General features: G+C 67.5%; 16 protein-coding genes, 2 tRNA genes and 2 pseudogenes. 6 read left to right on the top strand and 14 right to left on the bottom strand.

All coding sequences use genetic code 11. The annotated features are described in order from the left end of the window. Window positions 1-234: 234 nt before the first annotated feature. The 9 genes from MBR110_RS02410 to def all read right to left on the bottom strand — a co-directional run bounded on the left by MBR110_RS02410 (window position 235) and on the right by def (window position 8,896). A tRNA-Phe gene (locus tag MBR110_RS02410) sits at window positions 235-310 on the bottom strand. 61 nt (window positions 311-371) lie between these two features. After that, window positions 372-1,073, bottom strand: a complete 702-nt coding sequence (gene esaR / locus MBR110_RS02405; RefSeq protein ID WP_011886426.1) for a response regulator transcription factor EsaR — start codon at window positions 1,071-1,073, stop codon at window positions 372-374. Beyond that, on the bottom strand, window positions 1,074-3,488 hold the full coding sequence (gene esaS, locus MBR110_RS02400) for a sensor histidine kinase EsaS (protein ID WP_059462195.1): 2,415 nt from the start codon (window positions 3,486-3,488) through the stop codon (window positions 1,074-1,076). It abuts the gene before it with no gap. Beyond that, complete coding sequence (locus MBR110_RS02395) at window positions 3,478-4,068, bottom strand: DUF4390 domain-containing protein (RefSeq protein WP_011886428.1); 591 nt, start codon at window positions 4,066-4,068, stop codon at window positions 3,478-3,480. Before MBR110_RS02395 ends, esaS begins: the two co-directional genes overlap by 11 nt. After that, window positions 4,065-5,453 carry a 16S rRNA (cytosine(967)-C(5))-methyltransferase RsmB gene (rsmB, locus tag MBR110_RS02390; RefSeq protein WP_034192454.1) on the bottom strand — a complete coding sequence of 463 codons (1,389 nt, stop codon included), beginning with the start codon at window positions 5,451-5,453 and terminating at the stop codon, window positions 4,065-4,067. Before rsmB ends, MBR110_RS02395 begins: the two co-directional genes overlap by 4 nt. 215 nt (window positions 5,454-5,668) lie before the next feature. Continuing rightward, window positions 5,669-6,526, bottom strand: a complete 858-nt coding sequence (gene htpX / locus MBR110_RS02385; RefSeq protein WP_011886430.1) for a zinc metalloprotease HtpX — start codon at window positions 6,524-6,526, stop codon at window positions 5,669-5,671. A gap of 98 nt (window positions 6,527-6,624) precedes the next feature. Continuing rightward, a complete protein-coding gene (locus MBR110_RS02380) occupies window positions 6,625-7,266 on the bottom strand; it encodes a LysE family translocator (RefSeq protein ID WP_011886431.1) in 642 nt (213 codons plus the stop codon). A gap of 110 nt (window positions 7,267-7,376) precedes the next feature. Next, window positions 7,377-8,360 (bottom strand): methionyl-tRNA formyltransferase, encoded by a 984-nt coding sequence (gene fmt, locus MBR110_RS02375; RefSeq protein ID WP_011886432.1) that lies wholly within the window; start codon window positions 8,358-8,360, stop codon window positions 7,377-7,379. A gap of 32 nt (window positions 8,361-8,392) precedes the next feature. Further along, window positions 8,393-8,896 carry a peptide deformylase gene (gene def / locus MBR110_RS02370; RefSeq protein ID WP_011886433.1) on the bottom strand — a complete coding sequence of 168 codons (504 nt, stop codon included), beginning with the start codon at window positions 8,894-8,896 and terminating at the stop codon, window positions 8,393-8,395. A 185-nt stretch (window positions 8,897-9,081) separates the two neighbouring features. On the opposite strand from def, the gene dprA reads away from it, so the two are divergent. From dprA to MBR110_RS02355, 3 genes are all read left to right on the top strand, one after another. Then, entirely contained in the window at window positions 9,082-10,425 is a 1,344-nt protein-coding gene (gene dprA, locus MBR110_RS02365) for a DNA-processing protein DprA (RefSeq protein ID WP_059739036.1), read from the top strand. 36 nt (window positions 10,426-10,461) lie between these two features. Then, window positions 10,462-10,842, top strand: coding sequence for a thioredoxin family protein (locus MBR110_RS02360; protein ID WP_011886435.1), 381 nt, complete (start codon window positions 10,462-10,464; stop codon window positions 10,840-10,842). Window positions 10,843-11,034: 192 nt separating this feature from the next. Then, the gene (locus tag MBR110_RS02355; protein WP_011886436.1) at window positions 11,035-13,632 is read left to right on the top strand and encodes a DNA topoisomerase III; all 2,598 of its coding nucleotides are present in this window, start codon (window positions 11,035-11,037) and stop codon (window positions 13,630-13,632) included. Between the two features lie 116 nt (window positions 13,633-13,748). Here MBR110_RS02355 and MBR110_RS02350 read toward each other — a convergent pair whose 3' ends face one another. Then, a complete protein-coding gene (locus tag MBR110_RS02350) occupies window positions 13,749-14,798 on the bottom strand; it encodes a LysR family transcriptional regulator (RefSeq protein ID WP_011886437.1) in 1,050 nt (349 codons plus the stop codon). 400 nt (window positions 14,799-15,198) lie between these two features. On the opposite strand from MBR110_RS02350, the gene MBR110_RS02345 reads away from it, so the two are divergent. After that, complete coding sequence (locus MBR110_RS02345; RefSeq protein ID WP_034192453.1) at window positions 15,199-16,212, top strand: D-2-hydroxyacid dehydrogenase family protein; 1,014 nt, start codon at window positions 15,199-15,201, stop codon at window positions 16,210-16,212. Window positions 16,213-16,258: 46 nt separating this feature from the next. Here MBR110_RS02345 and MBR110_RS02340 read toward each other — a convergent pair whose 3' ends face one another. Together MBR110_RS02340 and MBR110_RS02335 are read right to left on the bottom strand one after the other, a co-directional pair. After that, a complete protein-coding gene (locus MBR110_RS02340; protein WP_181709152.1) occupies window positions 16,259-17,125 on the bottom strand; it encodes a patatin-like phospholipase family protein in 867 nt (288 codons plus the stop codon). Between the two features lie 8 nt (window positions 17,126-17,133). Further along, window positions 17,134-17,538 carry a PaaI family thioesterase gene (locus tag MBR110_RS02335; protein WP_011886440.1) on the bottom strand — a complete coding sequence of 135 codons (405 nt, stop codon included), beginning with the start codon at window positions 17,536-17,538 and terminating at the stop codon, window positions 17,134-17,136. Window positions 17,539-17,727: 189 nt separating this feature from the next. Here MBR110_RS02335 and MBR110_RS02330 point away from each other — a divergent pair. Both MBR110_RS02330 and MBR110_RS02325 read left to right on the top strand, forming a co-directional pair. Next, window positions 17,728-17,803, top strand: a tRNA-Lys gene (locus tag MBR110_RS02330). 164 nt (window positions 17,804-17,967) lie between these two features. Continuing rightward, on the top strand, window positions 17,968-19,017 hold the full coding sequence (locus tag MBR110_RS02325) for a DUF3592 domain-containing protein (protein ID WP_059558760.1): 1,050 nt from the start codon (window positions 17,968-17,970) through the stop codon (window positions 19,015-19,017). 22 nt (window positions 19,018-19,039) lie between these two features. On the opposite strand, the pseudogene MBR110_RS32570 reads toward MBR110_RS02325, so the two are convergent. Then, a pseudogene (locus tag MBR110_RS32570) lies at window positions 19,040-19,096 on the bottom strand (CGNR zinc finger domain-containing protein); the annotation flags it as partial. Window positions 19,097-19,240: 144 nt separating this feature from the next. Further along, window positions 19,241-19,440: pseudogene (locus MBR110_RS02315) on the bottom strand (aldehyde dehydrogenase family protein); the annotation flags it as partial. Window positions 19,441-19,475: the final 35 nt, after the last annotated feature.

Genomic DNA, 19,475 nt, shown 5'->3' with positions numbered 1-19,475 from the left:
GCCGCAAACGCGGCCGTGCGCTTATACCGCCCATCGCGCGGCAGCGTTGCCGCGCGCCACGGCCGCACGTTGCGACAGCCCGGACGCGCATCGGTTAGCGATGCGCTAAGTCATTGAGCGGGCACGGATTTTATCACGTGCCGACGAACACTGCCGGGCCGGCCGCGGTGCCTGCGAAACCCCACCACAAACGAAAAACCCCAAGAATCTTCCGATTCTTGGGGTTGGAACTGCTGGTGGCCTGGGACGGAATCGAACCATCGACACGCGGATTTTCAATCCGCTGCTCTACCAACTGAGCTACCGGGCCAACGAAGAATGAAAGTATATCGAGCCCCCGATACTTGCACAAGGGTTTTCGTGAAATATTTTTATGCCGCGCCTTCCGACTGCTTCTTGCCGAGCTCGACGCCGAGCTGCTTGAGCTTGCGATACAGGTGCGTGCGCTCGAGGCCCGTCTTCTCGGCGACGCGCGTCATGCTGCCGTTCTCGCGCGCCAGATGATATTCGAAGTACGCGCGCTCGAACGCGTCGCGCGCTTCGCGCAACGGGATGTCGAACGGGATCGCGGCCATCTGGCCCGCGAGACCGAGCGCCGACGCCATCTCGTCGCCGAGCGTCGGCAGCGCGGCCGCCGATGCGATCGCCGCAGGGCCCGCGGCCTGGCCAGCGCCCGCCTTCACCGCCGCATTCACGGACACCGGCGCCGCGCCGCGCGCGAGCCCGTGCTCGACCGACTTCAGCAGCTTCTGCAACGCGATCGGCTTCTCGAGGAAATCGAGTGCGCCGATCTTCGTCGCCTCCACGGCGGTGTCGATCGTCGCGTGCCCGGACATCATGATCACCGGCATCGTCAACAGCCCTTGCGCCGCCCATTCCTTGAGCAGCGTGACGCCGTCGGTATCGGGCATCCAGATATCGAGCAGCACGAGATCGGGCGCCTGATTCAGCCGGTATTCCCGCGCAGCCTGCGCGTTCTCCGCCGCCTCGACGACATGTCCTTCGTCGCTGAGGATCTCCGAGAGCAATTCCCGGATGCCCATTTCATCATCTACCACCAGGATGGTTGCCATTTACGCTGCCTTTGTCTGCACACTTGCTTTTGTGTTGGCGGGTGCCGTCCCGCCCTGCGCGCCGGGTTCGGCGCCTGGCGCATCGCTCGCCATCTGCAGGAACAGGATCGACACCTGCGCACCCTCGACGATCTCACCGTGCATGCGATTGCGCAGATCGATCCGTGCGCCGTGCTCGTCCACGATTTTCTTGACCATGGCCAGTCCGAGCCCCGTGCCCTTCGCCTTCGTCGTAACGTAAGGCTCGAACGCACGGGTCAGGATGCGTGCCGGAAAACCGGGCCCGTTGTCGGACACGGTCAGACGTACCGCGACGCGCGTTTTGCCCTCGGCGTCGGGATCGCCATATTCTACTGTCTTGGTTTCGATCAACACACGCGGATGCGCGACCTCCGCGACCGAATCCTGCGCGTTCTGCAGCAGGTTGTGAATCACCTGACGCAATTGCGTCGCGTCGCCGCGGATCACCGGCAGCGACGGCGCCAGCTCCGCGACGATCGCACTCTTGCCTTCGCCGACGCCATACAGCCCGAGCACCTCGCTCGCCAGCTCGTTCAGCTGCAGGCTCGCGAGCACCGCGGGCGGCGTGCGGGCGTATTCGCGGAAGTCGTCGACCATCCGCTTCATCGCCGCCACCTGATTGACGATCATCGTCGCGCCGCGCTTGAGCACGTCGGCATCGTGCGGCTCGAGCTTGTCGGACAGCTTCATCTGCAGCCGTTCGGCCGACAGCTGGATCGGCGTGAGCGGGTTCTTGATCTCGTGCGCGAGCCGTCGCGCGACTTCGCCCCATGCAACCGAGCGCTGCGCGGAAATCACGTCGGAGATGTCGTCGAACACGACCACGTAGCCGGAGGTCTGCGGATCGTCCGCCTCGCCCTCGACCGTCGAGACGAGGCGCGTGCCGCGCACGAGCAGCGTGAGCGGATCGGCTTCGCCCGGCACGACGACCGCGAACTGTTGCTGCCAATGGCCGCGATCGCCGCTCGCGCCGTCGGACGCCGCCTCGCGATCGGCGAACGCCTTGCGCACCATCGCGCCGAATTCCGCGACGACGCCGATCCGGTCGAGCGCGGTGCCGATCATCGAGCCGAACGGCTGCCGGAAGATCCGCTCCGCGCCGCGGTTCGCGGTCGTCAGCCGGAACTGGCGATCGAGCACGAACACGCCGGCCGTCAGGTTCGCGAGAATGCTTTCGAGATACGTCTTCGAATGCTCGAGCGCGATGCGGTTCTTCTCGACCGCCAGCCGCGCCTCGGACAGCTGGCGCGTCATCGCGTTGAACGACTGCGTGAGGAAGCCGAGCTCGTCGCGCGACTTGATCTCGCGCTTCGGCGTGTAGTCGCCTTCCGTGATCTCCTTCGTGCCCTGCGCGAGCAGGAACAGCGGCCGCGCGAGCTGCTGGCCGAGCGCGAGCGCGAGCATCATCGCGATGAAGGTCGCGAGGAACAGCGCGAGCGTCAGCGTGCCGATGTACATCTTGCGCAGGCCGGTGCGGCCCAGCGACTTTTCCTGATATTCGCGATAGGCGCGCTGCACCGCGTCGGCGTTGTGCGCGAGCGTCGGCGGCACCGGCTGCGTCAGCTGCAGGAAGCGCTCCGCCGGTTGCAGCAGCGACGTCGACGCGTCGGGGATAGGCCGCACGACGCGCAGCCGCAGCGCGCCCTTCGCGCCGTGCGCGCGCGGGTCGCCGTCGACTTCGCCTTCGATCGCCGCGTACGCGCCGTGCTCGCGCGCCTGACTCAGCATCAGCGGCGTCGGCAGGTCGTCGGGAATCAGCGCGGCGAAATTGCCCGACGCCTGCGCGACGATGTGCAGGTCGGGCGCCGCGCCCGAGCCGGCGCGGCTCGGCTCGACGATCGTCGCGTCCTGCACGCCGAACTGGTCGCGCAGGCGCAGCAGCGTGAGCGTCGTGCCGTTCGTGTTCGCATCGACGCTCGCGAGCTGATCGGACATCAGGCGCGCCTTCGTCTGCAGATCGGACAGCGACGCGTCGAGCATCCCGCGGCCGAGATTCAGGCCGGCGGTGAGCGCGGTTTCGACGTTCACGTCGAACCACGACTCGATGCTGCGCGACACGAACTGGTACGACACGATGTAGATGATGCCGCCCGGCACCACGCCGACGAGCGCGAAGAACACCGCGAGCTTCGCGAGCAGCCGCGTGCCGAACTTGCCCTTCCTCAGCCGCACGACGATCATCCCGATCAGCCCGAGCACGACCAGCAGGAACACGATCGCGACGATGATGTTCATCGCGTACAGCCACGAGTAGTAGCGGTCGAAGAACTCGGTGTTCGCGCTCGCCGCGGCGAGCAGCACGAGCAGCAGCAGCGCGGTGAGCGCGACGGTCGACACGATCACGCGAATGAGCAGGCTCTTCCCGCTGGCCGCGCGGCGCACTTTATTTAGCACGTTCGGTCACCGTGAAGTTGAAGCGCTTCCAGTCGGACACGAGCGTCCAGTCGCGGTTGTTCACCGCGTCGACCTGGAACGGCTTCGGCATCAGCGCCGTGTCGAGCTGCATGCGCACCGAGGCCGTGTAGGTTTCGCCGGCGCGCACCTGGTTGCGCTCGATCACGTGCCACGACGTGATGTGGCGCACGACCGCGAGCGCGTCCTTCAACGACGGGAAGCCGAGCTGCAGGCCGCCGGTCGACACGCGGTACTCGCGCGTGAGCGGCTGGAACGACAGGCGGATCGTCTGCGCCACCGACACCGGTTGCTCGTCGAACCAGTACCAGCGGGCGCGGCTCAGTTCGAAGTCGGTCGTGAAGTAAAGCGGGATGCCTTTGTTCACCGCATCCTCGAGGTTCGGATTCAGCTCGAAGTCGAAGCGGGCATCGAGGCTCCAGCCGCTTCCGTCAGCCTGCAGCGACGCACGCTGCACGGCGATCGACTCGGCGCGCGCCGGCCGCACGACGGTCAGGCACAGCGCCAGCGCCACCAACAGGACGGCCGCGAGCCGAAGTGGAAAAGGGTGTTTGATCGTCACCGTTTCTGAAACCGCGCGTAGAAGAATCCGTCGTGATCGGTGGTCGGGTCGAGTGCGCCGGCCGTCGCGCCGCGCACGCCGCCCGGCAGCAGTTGGCCGGGCGCGTCCAATCGTACCGCATCTTCACAGGCGGCTTCAAACCAGCGCGCCTGCAGCTCGCCTTCATCGGGGAAGATCGAGCAGGTTACGTAGAGCAGTTCGCCGCCCGGCTTCACGAGCGGCCACAACGCGCTCAGGATGCGGCGCTGCTCCGCGACGAGCGCGGCGATGTCGGCTTCGCGGCGCAACCAGCGGATATCGGGATGACGGCGCACGATGCCCGACGCCGAGCACGGCACGTCGGCCAGAATGCGATCGAACGGGCGGCCGTCGTACCACGCTTGCGGCGCGCCCGCATCGCCGACGCGCACGTCCGCGGACAGCGACAGGCGCGCGAGATTCTCGCCGATGCGCTCGGCGCGGGCCGCATCGCTTTCGAGCGCGACGACGTCGACATCGGCCAGCTCGAGGATGTGCCCGGTCTTGCCGCCCGGCGCCGCGCAGGCGTCGAGCACGCGCATGCCGTCGCGCGCGCCGAGCCATTCGGCCGCGAGCTGCGCGCCGGCATCCTGCACCGACACGACGCCGTCGCCAAAGCCCGGAATGCGATCGACCGGCAGCGCGGACGCGAGCCGCACCGCATGACGGCCGATCGCAGTCGCGTCGATTCCGTTCGCGCGCAGCGTGTCGAGATACGCGTCGACGCTCGCGCGCCGCGCATTCACGCGCAGCGTGAGCGGCCCCTGCCGATCGCCGGCGGCGAGCACGGCCTGCCATGCATCCGGCCACGCGCGCTTCACCGCGTCGATCCACCACGGGCGGTAATTCCAGCGTGCGACCGGATCGTCCTGCAGCGCCGCGACGAGCGTATCGCGCTCGCGCTCGAAGCGCCGCAGCACCGCGTTGACCAGCCCTTTCGCGAACGCGTATTCGCGCCGTGCGCCGATCACCGTCACGGCCTGATCGACGACCGTGAAGGCCGGATACGCCGCCGCATCGGCGGGATCGAGCAGCAGCGCGAGCGCGCCGGCCAGCACCGCGTGCACGTGCGCGGGCGGCGCCTTGCTGACGAGCCGGCCGATCAGCCAGTCGGCGCTGCCGAGGCGGCGCATCGTTCGATAGGCCACGTCCTGCGTCGCGCCGCGTGCGAACGCGCGGACATCGGCCGGCATCTGCGCGAACACCGTGGCGAGCGCCGCCGGCAACGCGGTGCCGCGCCGCACGGCATCGACGGCCTGCGCGGCCGCGTCGAGCGCAAAGCCCAGCGAATCGGGCGCGAGGCGCAGCGCGGACGGGCGCGCAGCGCGGCCGGAGGAAGACGGGGCGGAGGAACGGGTTCGTGTCATCGGAGCGAAATCGGCAAACGGGCGCCGCGAGCGGCGGGAACCGGGCCGCCGCGTGGGCATCGCGATTCCAAACCGCGCATTGTAGCGTGAGGCCATGCGGCCCCTTTGCGGGCGCGGCAAATGAAACACCCCGCAGCGCGAGGCATGCGGGGTGTGGGCGATGAATGAGGGGCGGCTTAGAGCCTGTTCACGCTGATAACGGGCTTGCGCTGGCCCTAATCGAAGCGGCCGGTACGCGCCATCTCCATCAAGCGCGCGATGCGCTCCTCGGTCGCCGGGTGCGTGGAAAACAGGTTCTGCAGGCCGCCGCCGTGCAGCGGATTCATGATCATCATCTGCGCGGTGGCCGGATGCGCTTCGGCCGCCTGGAACGGAATGCCCGCCGCATAGCGATGAATCTTGTCGAGCGCGGTGGCGAGCGCCTGCGGATCGCCGGAAATCTGCGCGCCGCCGCGATCGGCCTCGAACTCGCGCGCCCGCGAGATCGCCATCTGGATCAGCGCACCGGCGATCGGCGCGAGCAGCGCAACCGCAATCCCCGCGATCGGATTGGCCGGCCGGCCGTTTTCGTCGCGGCCGCCGAAGAACATCGCGAAGTTGGCCAGCGCCGAGATCGCGCCGGCCATCGTCGCGGTGATCGTCGAGATCAGGATGTCGCGGTGCTTCACGTGCGCGAGCTCGTGCGCCATCACGCCGCGCATTTCGCGCTCGGACAGCACGCGCAGGATGCCCGTCGTCGCGGCGACCGCCGCGTGCTCGGGGTTGCGGCCCGTGGCGAACGCGTTCGGCGCATCCTCGTTGATCAGGTAGACGCGCGGCATCGGCAGGTTGGCGCGCGTGGCGAGCTCGCGGACCATCCGGTAGAACTGCGGCGCCGTGGCCTCGTCGACTTCCTGCGCGTTGTACATGCGCAGCACCATCTTGTCGGAGAACCAGTACGAGAAGAAATTCATGCCGAGCGCGAACAGCAGCGCGATCGTCATGCCACGCGAGCCGCCGATCATCCCGCCGATCACGATGAACAGGGCCGTGATCGCGGCCATCAGCATCGCCGTTTTGACCCAATTGAACATACCCACTCCTTATCCGTCAGGGGACCCGCCGCACCGTCACGGGCGGCGGAAAATTGTAAGCGATTTGTTAGATAAGGTCGCGCCGGAAAAATTCAATCTCAGCGTTGCGCGGCCGCGAGCCGCAGCCCGAGGCCGACGAACGCGCTGCCGACCGTGCGGTCGAGCCACTTCTTGACGCCCGGCTTGCCGGAAAAGCGTTGCGTGACACCGCCGGCGATCCACACGACGATGCACGACCAGACGGTGCTCATCACGACGAACACCGAGCCCAGCGCGAGGAACGCGAGCGCCTTGTGCGGGCTGCCCGCCGACACGAACTGCGGGAAGAACGACACGAAGAACAGCACGACCTTCGGGTTCAGCACGTTGGTCCAGAAACCCTGCATGAACAGCTGACGCAGCGGCTTCGCGGCGATGGGCTGCGCGGCGGCGGCAGGAGCCGGCGCACCGCCCTGCTTCGCGACGATCATGCGCACGCCGAGGTAGATCAGGTACGCGGCGCCGACGAGCTTGATCGCCGTGAACGCGGCGGCCGACGCGGCGAGCAGCGCGGTCAGCCCGAATGCGCATGCGAGCGTGTGCACACAGGCGCCGGCCGAGATGCCGAGCGCCGACATCAGCCCCGCGTCGCGGCCCTGCGCGATGCTGCGGCCGACGATGTACGCGGTGTCGGGGCCAGGCGTGATGTTGAGCAGGAAAACCGCGAGTACGAAAAAGCCGAAGTGGGTGATGCCGAACATGGGAGCCTCGTAACCGGGAAACGCACGGGAATTCTACGCGCGCCCGCCGCGCGGCGCGACTCGGCCATCCGGCCGATTGCGCCCGGCCGGCATCCCGGGTCGAATGATGCTCAGGCGGCGTCGGGCAATGCGAAACGCTGGCCCGCGGCGAGCGGCGAGCCGGCCAGGAATTCGCGCGCCGGCAAGCGCTTGCCGCCCGGCTTCTGCAGTTGCGTCACGCGCAGCGCGCCCGCGCCGCAGGCGACGATCACCCCTTCCGGGGCGGCTTCGACGATCGTGCCGGGCGCCGCATCGCCACGCGCGGCCACGGGCTCGGCGGCCCACAGCTTGATCGCGGCGCCGTCGAGCGTCGCGACGCCGCCCGGGAACGGGTCGAACGCACGCACCTGGCGCGCGAGCACGTCGGCCGCCTTGCGCCAGTCGAGCGCCGCTTCGTGCTTGCCGATCTTTTCCGCGTACGTCACGCCGTCGGCCGGCTGCGGCGTCGCGGGCAGCGCGCCGTCGCGCTCGAGCCGCTCGAGTGCGGCGACGATCAGCCGTGCGCCGTCGGCGGCGAGCCGGTCGTGCAGCGTCGCGGTCGTGTCGTCGGGCGCGATCGCGATGCGCGCCTCGTCGATCATCGCACCGGTATCGAGGCCGACGTCCATCTGCATCAGCGTGACGCCCGTTTCGGCGTCCCCGGCTTCGATCGCGCGATGAATCGGCGCCGCGCCGCGCCAGCGCGGCAGCAGCGACGCGTGAATGTTGATGCAGCCGGCGCGCGGAATGTCGAGCACCTCCTGCGGCAGCAGCAGGCCGTATGCGGCCACCACCATCACGTCGTGCGGCGTCGCGCGCAGCAGCTCGATCGCCTCGGCGGCCTCGGCGGGGAACTTGCCGGCGCGGCGCAGCGACGGCGGCTGCGCGACGGGCATGCCGTGCTCGACGGCGTAGCGCTTCACCGCGCTCGCCTGCAGTTTCATTCCGCGCCCGGCAGGACGATCGGGCTGGGTGAGCACGAGCGGCACCGGAAAACCGGCCTCGTGGATCGCGGCGAGTGCGGCCGCGGCGAATTCCGGCGTGCCGGCAAAAATCACGCGCAACGTATGGGTCATGACAGCGTTCGAGAGGGCTTGGCGCGCACGCGTTACATCGCGCGTTCGAGTTTCTTCATCTTCGTCTTGATACGGGTCTGCTTCAGCGGCGACAGGTATTCGACGAACACGCGACCCATCAGATGGTCCATCTCGTGCTGCACGCACACCGCCAGCAGGCCTTCGCAGTCGAGCTCGAACGGCTCGCCGCGCTCGTTGAGCGCGCGCACGCGCACATGGTCCGGGCGCTCGACTTCGTCGTAGATGCCGGGCACCGACAGGCAGCCTTCCTCGTACACCTGCTTCGCGTCGCTCGACCAGACGATCTCCGGATTGATGAACGCGCGCAGCTCGTTCTTTTCTTCGGAGACGTCGATCACGATCACGCGCTCGTGCACGTCGACCTGCGTCGCCGCGAGGCCAATGCCGGGCGCCGCATACATGGTTTCTGCCATGTCGGCGACGAGCTTGCGGATGCGGTCGTCGACCTTGTCGACGGGCTTGGCGACCTTGTGCAGTCGCTTGTCGGGGTAATGAAGAATGTTCAGCAAAGCCATGGTGTTCGGTATTCGGGTGGGCGGCGTGCCGTATCGGCCATCCGGCCGAGTGGCGCCATTGCCGGGATGCAATGAAGATGAGGCGAACGTACGGCATATCAATGCCGCGCGTCATGCCTCCTGCAACTGGCCGGACGCCCGTGCGCGCGGCCCCGTCGAGTATTTCGGATGATGAAAATTTTATCATGGCGCCACGCGCCGCGCTGGCCGTCGCATTCGGGCGCAATCTCATGTCGCCGCAAGCGCTGACCGCGACCATGCTGCGCGCATGGCTGCAACTCGCGCATGCGCCCGGCATCGCGCCGGCGGTGCTGCGCGTGTTGCTCGACGCATTCGGCACGCCCGCGGCGCTGCTGCACGCGTCGGACGCGGCCATTGCCGAGCACACGAGCCCGGCCGCCGCGCGGGCCGTGCGCGCGAGCGACCGGGACGACCTCGACGCGCGCACCGACGCCGCGCTCGCGTGGCTCGACGCGCCGGGCAACGCGATCGTCACGCTCACCGATCCGGCCTACCCGCCGCGGCTGCGCGACCTGCACGATTCGCCATCGCTGCTATATGTAAAGGGCCGGGTCGACCTGCTGCACGCGCGCAGCATCGCCGTGGTGGGCAGCCGCCACGCGACGCCGCAGGGCCTCGCCGATGCGACGCGTTTCGCGCAGGTGCTGTCCGACGCCGGCCTGGCGATCGCGTCGGGCCTCGCGCTCGGCATCGACGGCGCCGCGCATCGCGGCGGCCTCGACGGCCGCTCGGGCACGATCGCGGTCATCGCGACCGGCGCCGATCTCGTCTATCCGGCGCGTCACCGCATGCTCGCGCATGAGATCGCCGCGCACGGCGTGATCGTCTCGGAATGGCCGCTCGGCACGCCCGCGCGCGCGTCGCATTTCCCGCAGCGCAACCGGCTGATCGCCGCGCTCGCGGTCGGCACGCTGGTGGTCGAAGCCGCCCCGCGCTCGGGCTCGCTGATCACCGCAAGGCTCGCGAACGAACTCGGCCGCGACGTGTTCGCGATGCCCGGCTCGATTCACGCACCGCTCGCCCAGGGTTGCCACGCGCTGATCCGCGATGGCGCAAAGCTCACCGCCACACCGCTCGACGTGCTCGAGGAGTACGGGCTCGGGGAACCTGCGGCCCAGGCCGGCGGCGCGGCGGCCGATGCGGGTTGCTGCTCCAACCGCCACGATGCATCTGCCGCCGCCGCGCCTCGCGCGGGCGAGCGCCGCACTGGAGCAGCGGCATCTCCCGGTACCGACACCGCAGCCGATGCCCGCTCCACGCCCCCACGAACCGCATGCGCGCCCGCGAACGATCCAGCCGAACGAGCCGTGCTCGCCGCATTGGGATACGGCCCCGTCACGTACGAATGGCTCGCCGAGCACAGCGACCTGCCGGACGACGTGCTGCACCGCGCGCTGCTCGCGCTGGAGCTGGCCGGCCGCGTCGCCAGCGTGGCCGGCGGACGCTTCGCGCGGCTTGATTTGGCGCCCACCCCGCCGCCGTCCGGCGTGCTACAGTCCCCGGCATAGGGGCGGCCGCGCCGCCGACGATATCGAAGGAATTCCATGCCCGCGCTGAATCTCGACACCGATGCAGATCGGATCGCCGAGCGCCTCGCCGATCCCGACACGCTGCTGGTCGCCTGCCTGTGCGCCGAGTGGTGCGGCACCTGCCGCGACTACCGCACGGCCTTCGACCAGCTCGCCGACGCTCATCCGGACGCCTGCTTCGCGTGGATCGACATCGAAACCCATGCCGACCAGCTCGACGACCTCGACGTCGAAAACTTCCCGACGATCCTGATCGAGGATGCGCACACCGCACGCTTCTTCGGCACGGTGCTGCCGCACGCGGCGATCGTCGAGCGGATGCTGTCCGACCTGAGCGCGGTGCCCGGCGCGCCGCACGCACCGAAATTGCGCAATATCCTGAACGTCGAGGCCTGAGCGGGCGTCCGCCCGGCCCCGCGGCACGCCGCGACGCGTGCTGCCGGGCCAGGCGCTTGCCGCCGCTGCAGCCCCCCTCTATGATGGGCCGCTTTTTTACACGCCAACCCGCCGTCGCTGCGGCGTGTGCTATAAAGCCGTCGTAAAAGGGTCCCCACACCGGCGAACCCGGTCTACCAACACACACCTGTCATGTCCAAAGCACTGATCATTGCGGAAAAGCCTTCTGTCGCGAACGACATCGCGCGCGCTTTGGGCGGCTTTACCAAGCATGACGAATACTACGAGAGCGACGAATTCGTGCTCTCGTCCGCAGTCGGCCATCTGCTGGAAATCGCCGCCCCGGAAGAGTACGAGGTCAAGCGCGGGAAATGGAGTTTCGCCCATCTCCCCGTCATCCCCCCGCATTTCGACCTGAACCCGATCGCAAAAAGCGAATCGCGACTGAAAGTCCTGACCAAGCTGATGAAGCGCAAGGACGTCGATCGCCTGATCAACGCATGCGACGCGGGGCGCGAGGGCGAGCTGATTTTCCGCCTGATCGTGCAGCACGCGAAGGCGAAGCAGCCGGTCCAGCGCCTGTGGCTCCAATCGATGACGCCGCAGGCGATCCGCGACGGTTTCGCGCACCTGCGCAGCGACAACGACATGCAGCCGCTCGCCGATGCCGCACGTTGCCGCTCGGAAGCCGACTGGCTCGTGGGCATCAACGGCACGCGCGCGATGACCGCGTTCAACAGCAAGGGCGGCGGCTTCTTCCTGACGACCGTCGGTCGCGTTCAGACGCCAACGCTGTCGATCGTCGTCGAACGTGAAGAGAAAATCCGCCGATTCGTCCCGCGCGATTATTGGGAAGTGCGCGCCGAATTCGCGTGCGCGGCCGGTTTCTACGAAGGCAAGTGGTTCGATCCGAAGTTCAAGCGCGACGAGTTCGATCCGGAAAAGCGCGACTCGCGCCTCTGGAGCCTGCCGGCCGCCGAAACGATCGTCGCCGCGTGTCGCGACCAGATCGGCACGGTCAGCGAGGAATCGAAGCCGTCGACGCAACTGTCGCCGCTGCTGTTCGACCTGACCAGCCTGCAGCGCGAGGCGAACGGCCGTTTCGGCTTTTCCGCGAAGAACACGCTGGGCCTCGCGCAGGCGCTGTATGAAAAGCACAAGGTGCTGACCTACCCGCGTACCGACGCGCGCGCGCTGCCGGAAGACTATCTGGCGACGGTGCAGTCCACGCTCGAGATGCTCAAGGAGAGCCACAACTACCTGCCGCACGCGAAGCAGGTGCTCGACAAGGGCTGGGTGAAGCCGAACAAGCGGATCTTCGACAACTCGAAGATCAGCGATCACTTCGCAATCATCCCGACGCTGCAGGCGCCGAAGTCGCTGTCCGAGCCGGAACAGAAGCTGTACGACCTCGTCGTGAAGCGCTTCCTCGCGGTGTTCTTCCCCGCGGCCGAGTTCCGCGTCACGACGCGGATCACCGAAGTTGCCGGCCATCACTTCAAGACCGAAGGCAAGGTGCTGGTCGAGCCGGGCTGGCTGCAGGTGTACGGTCGCGACGCCGAAGGCGCGGACGCGAACCTCGTGCAGGTGCAGAAGGACGAGAAGGTGAAGACCGACGAGATCGCGGCGGTCGCGCTCGTCACGAAGCCGCCCGCACGCTACTCGGAAGCGACGCTGCTGTCCGCGATGGAAGGCGCGGGCAAGCTCGTCGAGGACGACGAGCTGCGCGAGGCGATGGCCGCTAAGGGCCTCGGCACGCCGGCCACGCGCGCGGCGATCATCGAAGGCCTGCTCGGCGAGAAATACCTGGTGCGCGAAGGCCGCGAGCTGATCCCGACCGCGAAGGCATTCCAGCTGATGACGCTGCTGCGCGGGCTCGGCGTGAAAGAGCTGACCGCGCCCGAACTCACCGGCGAATGGGAATACAAGCTGTCGCAGATGGAGCGCGGCAACCTCGGGCGCGACGCGTTCATGCAGGAAATCGCCCGCATGACGCAACAGATCGTCAAGCGCGCGAAGGAATACGACTCCGACACGATCCCGGGCGACTACGCGACGCTCGAGACGCCGTGCCCGAACTGCGGCGGTCAGGTGAAGGAGAACTACCGCCGCTTCGCCTGCACGAAGTGCGAGTTCTCGATCTCGAAGATTCCGGGCAGCCGGCAGTTCGAGATCGCGGAAGTCGAGGAGCTGCTGCGCGAGAAGACCATCGGGCCGCTGTCCGGTTTCCGCAGCAAGATGGGGCGGCCGTTCTCGGCGATCCTCAAGCTGTCGTTCGACGATGAAACGAAGAACTACAAGCTCGAGTTCGATTTCGGCCAGGACCAGGGCGGCGACGAGGGCGAAGCGCCCGACTTCTCCGCGCAGGAGCCGGTCGGCGCGTGCCCGAAGTGCAACGGCCGCGTGTTCGAGCACGGGATGAGCTATGTGTGCGAGCACTCGGTCGCGAACCCGAAGACCTGCGACTTCCGCTCGGGCAAGGTGATCCTCCAGCAGGAAATCACGCGCGAGCAGATGGCGAAGCTGCTGGCCGACGGCCGCACCGATCTGCTGCCGAACTTCAAGTCGTCGCGCACGGGCCGCAATTTCAAGGCATTCCTCGTGAAACAGCCGGACGGCAAGATCGGCTTCGAGTTCGAGAAGAAGGAGCCGAAGGCCGCCGCGGCGAAGAAGACGGCAAAATCGGCGACGAAGGATGCAGAAACCGTCACCGAAGGCGCCGACGAGAAACCGGCACCGGCTCGCAAGACCGCCGCCCGCAAGACGACGGCGCGCAAGACGGGCTCGTAACGGCGCGACCGCCGCAGCCGCCCGCTGCGGCACGCATCGACAAAAAAACGCGGATCGATTGCTCGATCCGCGTTTTTTATTTGCGTCGGCGCTGTGGGCTGCCGGCCGCGCCGCCGTTACAGCGGCGACGGCACCGCGGCTCGCCCGCGCGGCGCGCGCGCAAGCCGCGGCTGCAGGTTCGGGTCGGTCGACTCGGCCGGGTCGGCGCGCATCTCGACGCCGATCGGCGCGGACGACGTACCTTGGGCCGCCCACTGCTCGCCGATCACCGCATCGGTGGCGCGGCTGAAATATTCGACGAGATGGTCGATGAACGTGCGCACCTTTGCCGGCAGATGGCGCCGGCTCGGGTACGCGATGTTGATCTCGACCTGCGGCAGCCGGAAATCCGGCAGCAGCCGCACCAGCGCGCCGCGCGCGATGTCGCTGCCGATCAGGTAGCTCGGCAGGATCGCAACACCCATCCCGAGCAGCGCGAACTGGCGCAGCATCGCGGTGTTGTTCGCGACGATCACGTTGGTCGGGCGCACGCGCACTTCGCCGTCCGGGCCGGTGAATACGCGCTCGTCGCCCCAGTATTCGGTCGGCAGGCTCAGCGCCGGGTGCTCGGCGAGCTGTTCCGGGTGGGTCGGCACGCCGTGCTTCTCGAGGTAGCTCGGCGTCGCGCAGACGGTCATGCAGCCGGTGGTCAGCCGGCGCGTAACGATGCTCGCGCTGCGCATCTGCCGCGTGACGACGATGCCGACGTCGAACCCCTCCTCGACGAGATCGACCTGGCGGTCCACCAGCGTAAGGTCCGGCACGACTTTCGGAAAATTCTCGGTGTACGACTGCAGCACGGGCGCGAGGTTGTGCAGCCCGAACACGACGGGCGCGACGATCCGCAACGTGCCGACCGGCTCGTGATTGCGCGCGACCACCATCTGCTCGACATCTTCGAGCTCGTCGAGAATCTGTCGCGCGCGCTCGAGATAGACCTGCCCCGACTCCGTCAGCGAAAGGCTGCGTGTCGTACGGTTCAGCAGGCGCGTGCCGAGCCGGCCTTCCAGATCGGCGACATGACGCGTCGCGACCGCATTGGAGATGTCCATTGCGCTCGCCGCCCGGGCGAAACTGCCGAGATCCGCAACCTTGACGAACACGCGCATCGACTGCAAATGATCCATAACGACTCCTGCCGCTGTTACAACTTCAAAAAGTTGAAGCAAATGCGTAATTCTCCTACGACAGCGGAAATGATGCAGAGTTGCTCAACAACTGCCGCGTTGACGATAAAAATGGGCAAAAATCCTCACCGATTGCGAATGGATGATCCAATTATTCTGATCTCGACAACAATTAGGTGAACGTCGTCCGCGAAACGGGCCGAATCAGAAAGGACATGTCTGATGCGACACAGCAGCGCACCCTGCTGCGACCGACGCCGATTGCGGCGGAGCGTAACAACCTGTTAAAAAGACCCCATGCCGTGTGCCGGCGTAGCATCATGTCGGCCCCGGCTGGGCGGCACGGGCGCGCCTCGCGCGCCGCGGCCGCTGCTTTCAACGCGCGACTTCCCTGCTGAACATGAAAATTGCCATCCTCGACGACTACCAGGACGCCGTCCGCAAGCTGAACTGCTTCGAGATGCTCGCCGAGCACGACGTGAAGGTCTTCAACAATACGGTGCGCGGCCTGGGGCAACTCGCGAGCCGGCTGGCGGAAGTCGAGGCGCTCGTGCTGATTCGCGAACGCACGCCGATTTCGTCGCAACTGCTCGCAAAACTGCCGAATCTGCGGATGATCAGCCAGACCGGCCGCATCTCCAGCCACATCGACCTCGAAGCGTGTACCGATCGCGGCATCGCAGTGCTCGAAGGCACGGGCTCGCCGGTGGCGCCGGCCGAACTGACGTGGGCGCTCGTGATGGCCGCCCAGCGCCGCATTCCGCAATACGTCGCCAACCTGAAGCAAGGTGCGTGGCAGCAGTCGGGCCTGAAGACGTCGGCGCTGCCGCCGAACTTCGGGCTCGGCCAGGTGCTGCGCGGCCAGACGCTCGGCATCTGGGGCTACGGAAAGATCGGCCGGCTGGTCGCCGGCTACGGCAAGGCGTTCGGGATGAACGTGCTGATCTGGGGCCGCGAGCACTCGCTCGAGGCCGCGCGCGCCGACGGCTACACGGCCGCCGACAGTCGCGAGGCGCTGTTCGAGCAGAGCGACGTGCTGTCGCTGCACCTGCGGCTGCACGACGACACGCGCGGGATCGTCAAGCAGGAAGACCTGTTGCGGATGAAGCCGACGTCGCTGCTCGTCAACACGAGCCGCGCCGAGCTGCTCGAGGAAAATGCGCTCGTCAACGCGCTGTCGCACAACCGGCCGGGGATGGTCGCGATCGACGTGTTCGAGAGCGAGCCGATCCTGCAGGGCTACAGCCTGCTGCGGATGGAGAACGTGATCTGCACGCCGCACATCGGCTACGTCGAGCGCGAGAGCTACGAGCTGTATTTCAGCGCGGCGTTCAGGAACATTCTCGCGTTCGACCAGGGCGACCTGTCGAGCGTCGTCAATCCGGAAGCGCTGACGCCGCGCCGCGCGCGCTGACCCGCGCCGCCGCGCCCGCGGCGCGGCTTCTCTGTCCGTCCTGGCTTCAGGCGGCCACGCGGCCGCCGGTCATCGCGCTGACGCGCGTGAGGAAGTGCTCGCCGTCGCGGCGCCCGAGGTCGTACGCGTGCCGCATCTGCGACGGGCTCGTGTAATCCCAGCTCGAAATCGGCACCTTGCTCGACGGTTGTATATAAAGCCGCCGCTGGTCGCCGTGCGCGACCGTGAACATCTGCGGCCGCGGATACAGCCTCGTGACGAGCACCAGCACGTCGCCCGGCGACGTGTCGAGCGCGCCCACCGGCACGTTGTCGACCATTCCGCCGTCGAGCACCGGCCGGCCGTCGCGGCGCAGCACGGGCGTGAACGGCGGCGTGCAGGACGACTGCAGGATCAGGTCCGCGAGATCGTCGACCGTCGCGCACGCCTGGGCGCGCACGAATTCGGGGCGAAAGCCGAGCGCGCGCCCGAGCGTCGGGTGCAGCGTCTTGCGCACGTATTTCTCGATGTTGTACGCGACGAGGCCCGCGGCCACCGCGCTGCGCGCGCCGAGCCAGCGCGGCACGTGCGACACGCCGACGCGGATCTCCGGGGCGTCCGCGAGCCGCGCGAACGGCTCGCCGTAGATGTCGAGCAGCGCCTGCCGATAGATCCGATAGTGCGGAAACACCGGCTCGCGGCGGAACAGGTTGCCCCAGTACGCGTTCTTGCGGTTGTGGCGCAGCGCTTGCTCGTAATAGCGCATCACCCACGCGGCGTCGCGTGTATACAGCATGCAGGCCGTGGCCGCGCCGGCCGAGATGCCGGCGATCACGCGCGGGCGCAGCGCCAGCGCCGGCTGCACGACGTCCCAGAAGCCGGCTTGCCACCAACAGCGGTTGCCGCCGCCCGCGAACACGATCTGGTCGAACATCGCGCCGCTCAGCTGACCAGCGCGTAGGTCGACGTTGCGTGCACGGCCATCTTGCCGTCCTCGTCGAACAGCTCGACTTCGCCGAACACGAGGTTGCGGCCCATTCGCAGCACGCGCGCGGTGACCAGCACGTCGCCCTTGCGCACCGGACGCATGAAGTTCGTGTTCAGCGAGACGGTGGTCATCGGCCGGAACTCGCCGAGCGCGGCCGAGATCGCGACCACCATCGCGGTGTCGGCGGCGGCGGTGAAGACCTGGCCGCAGATGATGCCGCCGGAATGGCGGAATTCGCCGGAAAACGGCAGGCGCATCGTGACGCTGTCGTCGCCGATCGACACGGGAACCAGGCCGAGCGAGCGGACCCACGGGGCCAGCAGGCGGTCCAGCAATTCGCGGACTGCGTTTTCGTCCATCTTCGAATGTCCAGAGAATGTTGCGCGACCGCCGCGCAACAGGTGGACGTCATCATACCGGGAGCGGGCCAACTGCGATCACTTGGCAGCGCGCCGGCAGCCGCACGCACGGTGACGAAATATTTTGGGGAAATTTGCAGAAAGGACTTGCCAAGGGTGAAATACCCGTGCATAATCTTTCTTCTGTTGGGGGCGTTAGCTCAGTTGGTAGAGCAGCGGACTCTTAATCCGTAGGTCGAGTGTTCGAGTCACTCACGCCCCACCAGGAATTCAAAAGGCCGGTCAGCGCAAGCTGACCGGCCTTTTTCCATTCCGGCGCCCATCGGCCTCTCCGCGCGCCCCGCCGCAGTACCTTTCCGTTAGAATCGTCCGACAAAAATCACATAACCGGCACGACGATCGCCGCATCGCGGCCGGCACTGAGAGAGCATGGGACGTCAGACATGGAAGCATGTGAACCAGACGCGACCATTGAGAGGGCATGGTCACGCACAAATCGGCGCGCGGGTCGAAGCGCGCTATCCACCCGATCGCATCCGCCCCCGTTACATGACGCACGTCGCGGATCCGGTCATGCTGCGTAAGGACGCGCTCGTTGCATTCGCGCTCGGAATCGCGCTGCTCGTGATCGCAGCGGCGCTCGCCGTTACCGCGAGCCGCGCGACCGGCGGGCTGCTCCGCGCATCGGGCACCATCGTGCGCATCGTGCAGGACAGCGACGCGATGCGCGCTTATCGCCCGATCGTCGCGTATCTCGCGAGCGACGGCCGCCGACGCGAAGTCGCCGGCGACACCGCGTCGGCCGTCCCGGCCTACGACATCGGCGAGAACGTCGACGTGCTGGTCGATCCCGCCCATCCGAACCGCCCCGCGCTGATCGACGATTTTGCGCAACGCTGGTCGCCGGTCGCGGTGCCGGCGCTGCTCGCGGTCGTGTCGCTCGCGATCGGCTGCGTGCTGTACGTGGACGAGCGCCGCAATCGCCGCCCCGGCGCCCCGTTCGCCGCATCGGCCCGGGACGCCGCGCGGCGGCGATGGAACATCGCGATCGTGCTGATTCCGCTCGCGCTCGGCACCGCGTTCATGGCCGGCGCCGGCGCTGCCGGCTTGCGCCAGTGGCAGGCCGCCCGCCATTACGCGCATTCGACCGGCCACGTCGTCGAGATCGCCGAACCCGCGGGCGCGTCCCGCAACCGCGCGTCGCTCGATTCCGTCAGCGTCGCGTTCACGACCGACAGCGGCCGCGCGGTGACCTTCGAGCAAAGCTCGGCCTCCCCGCATCCGCGGCTGTACGAAGGCGAACGCGTCAACGTGCTGTACGACCCCGTCGCGCCCGAACGCGCGATCATCGACCAGTTCTGGGACCGGTGGAGCGTGACCGCAATTCTGTTCGCGATCGGCGCACCGTTGTTCGTCGCCGGGCTGGTCGCGGCCAGCGCGCTGTGGCCCGAACCGCGACTGCACGAAATCGTCGAATGACGGATGGGGCGCGCCGCACGCTTCACCGCAGCCTGAATGCCTCCACCTTTGCGCGGTTGCCGCATGTGCGCATGTCGCATCAGCGGCGGCCGGCGCCGCGGCCGCGATCGATGAAGAACCACTCGCAGCGGGCGCATTGGCGCACGCGCCTGACCACATCACCGGCTCCCGCCTACAGCGGCAACGAATAAATCCTCGGCTTCGTGAAGCTCTTCGTCGCCTCCTACGCGCCCTCCTTGTAGCCGAGCGGCCCGAACCCTCGTCGTCGCCGAAGTGCGTCAATTCGAGCCGGTAGCCCGGCACTTCGCGCACGTTCACGCTGCCGGCCTCCAGCTCCGTGATGAAGCCCGCGATGTGATGGAAATGATTCGTGCAGACCGACGACGGCAACGCATAGTCGCTACTGTTCGAAATCCCGATCGCGTTCATCGATATTGCGACAGCAAACGCCCGCCGCC

Origin of the sequence: Burkholderia sp. MBR-1 (assembly GCF_013822785.1) — a bacterium.
Lineage (GTDB): Bacteria > Pseudomonadota > Gammaproteobacteria > Burkholderiales > Burkholderiaceae > Burkholderia > Burkholderia vietnamiensis.
Note: the sequence above shows the minus strand (reverse complement) of the source record. Positions and strands in the feature narration are given on the sequence as shown.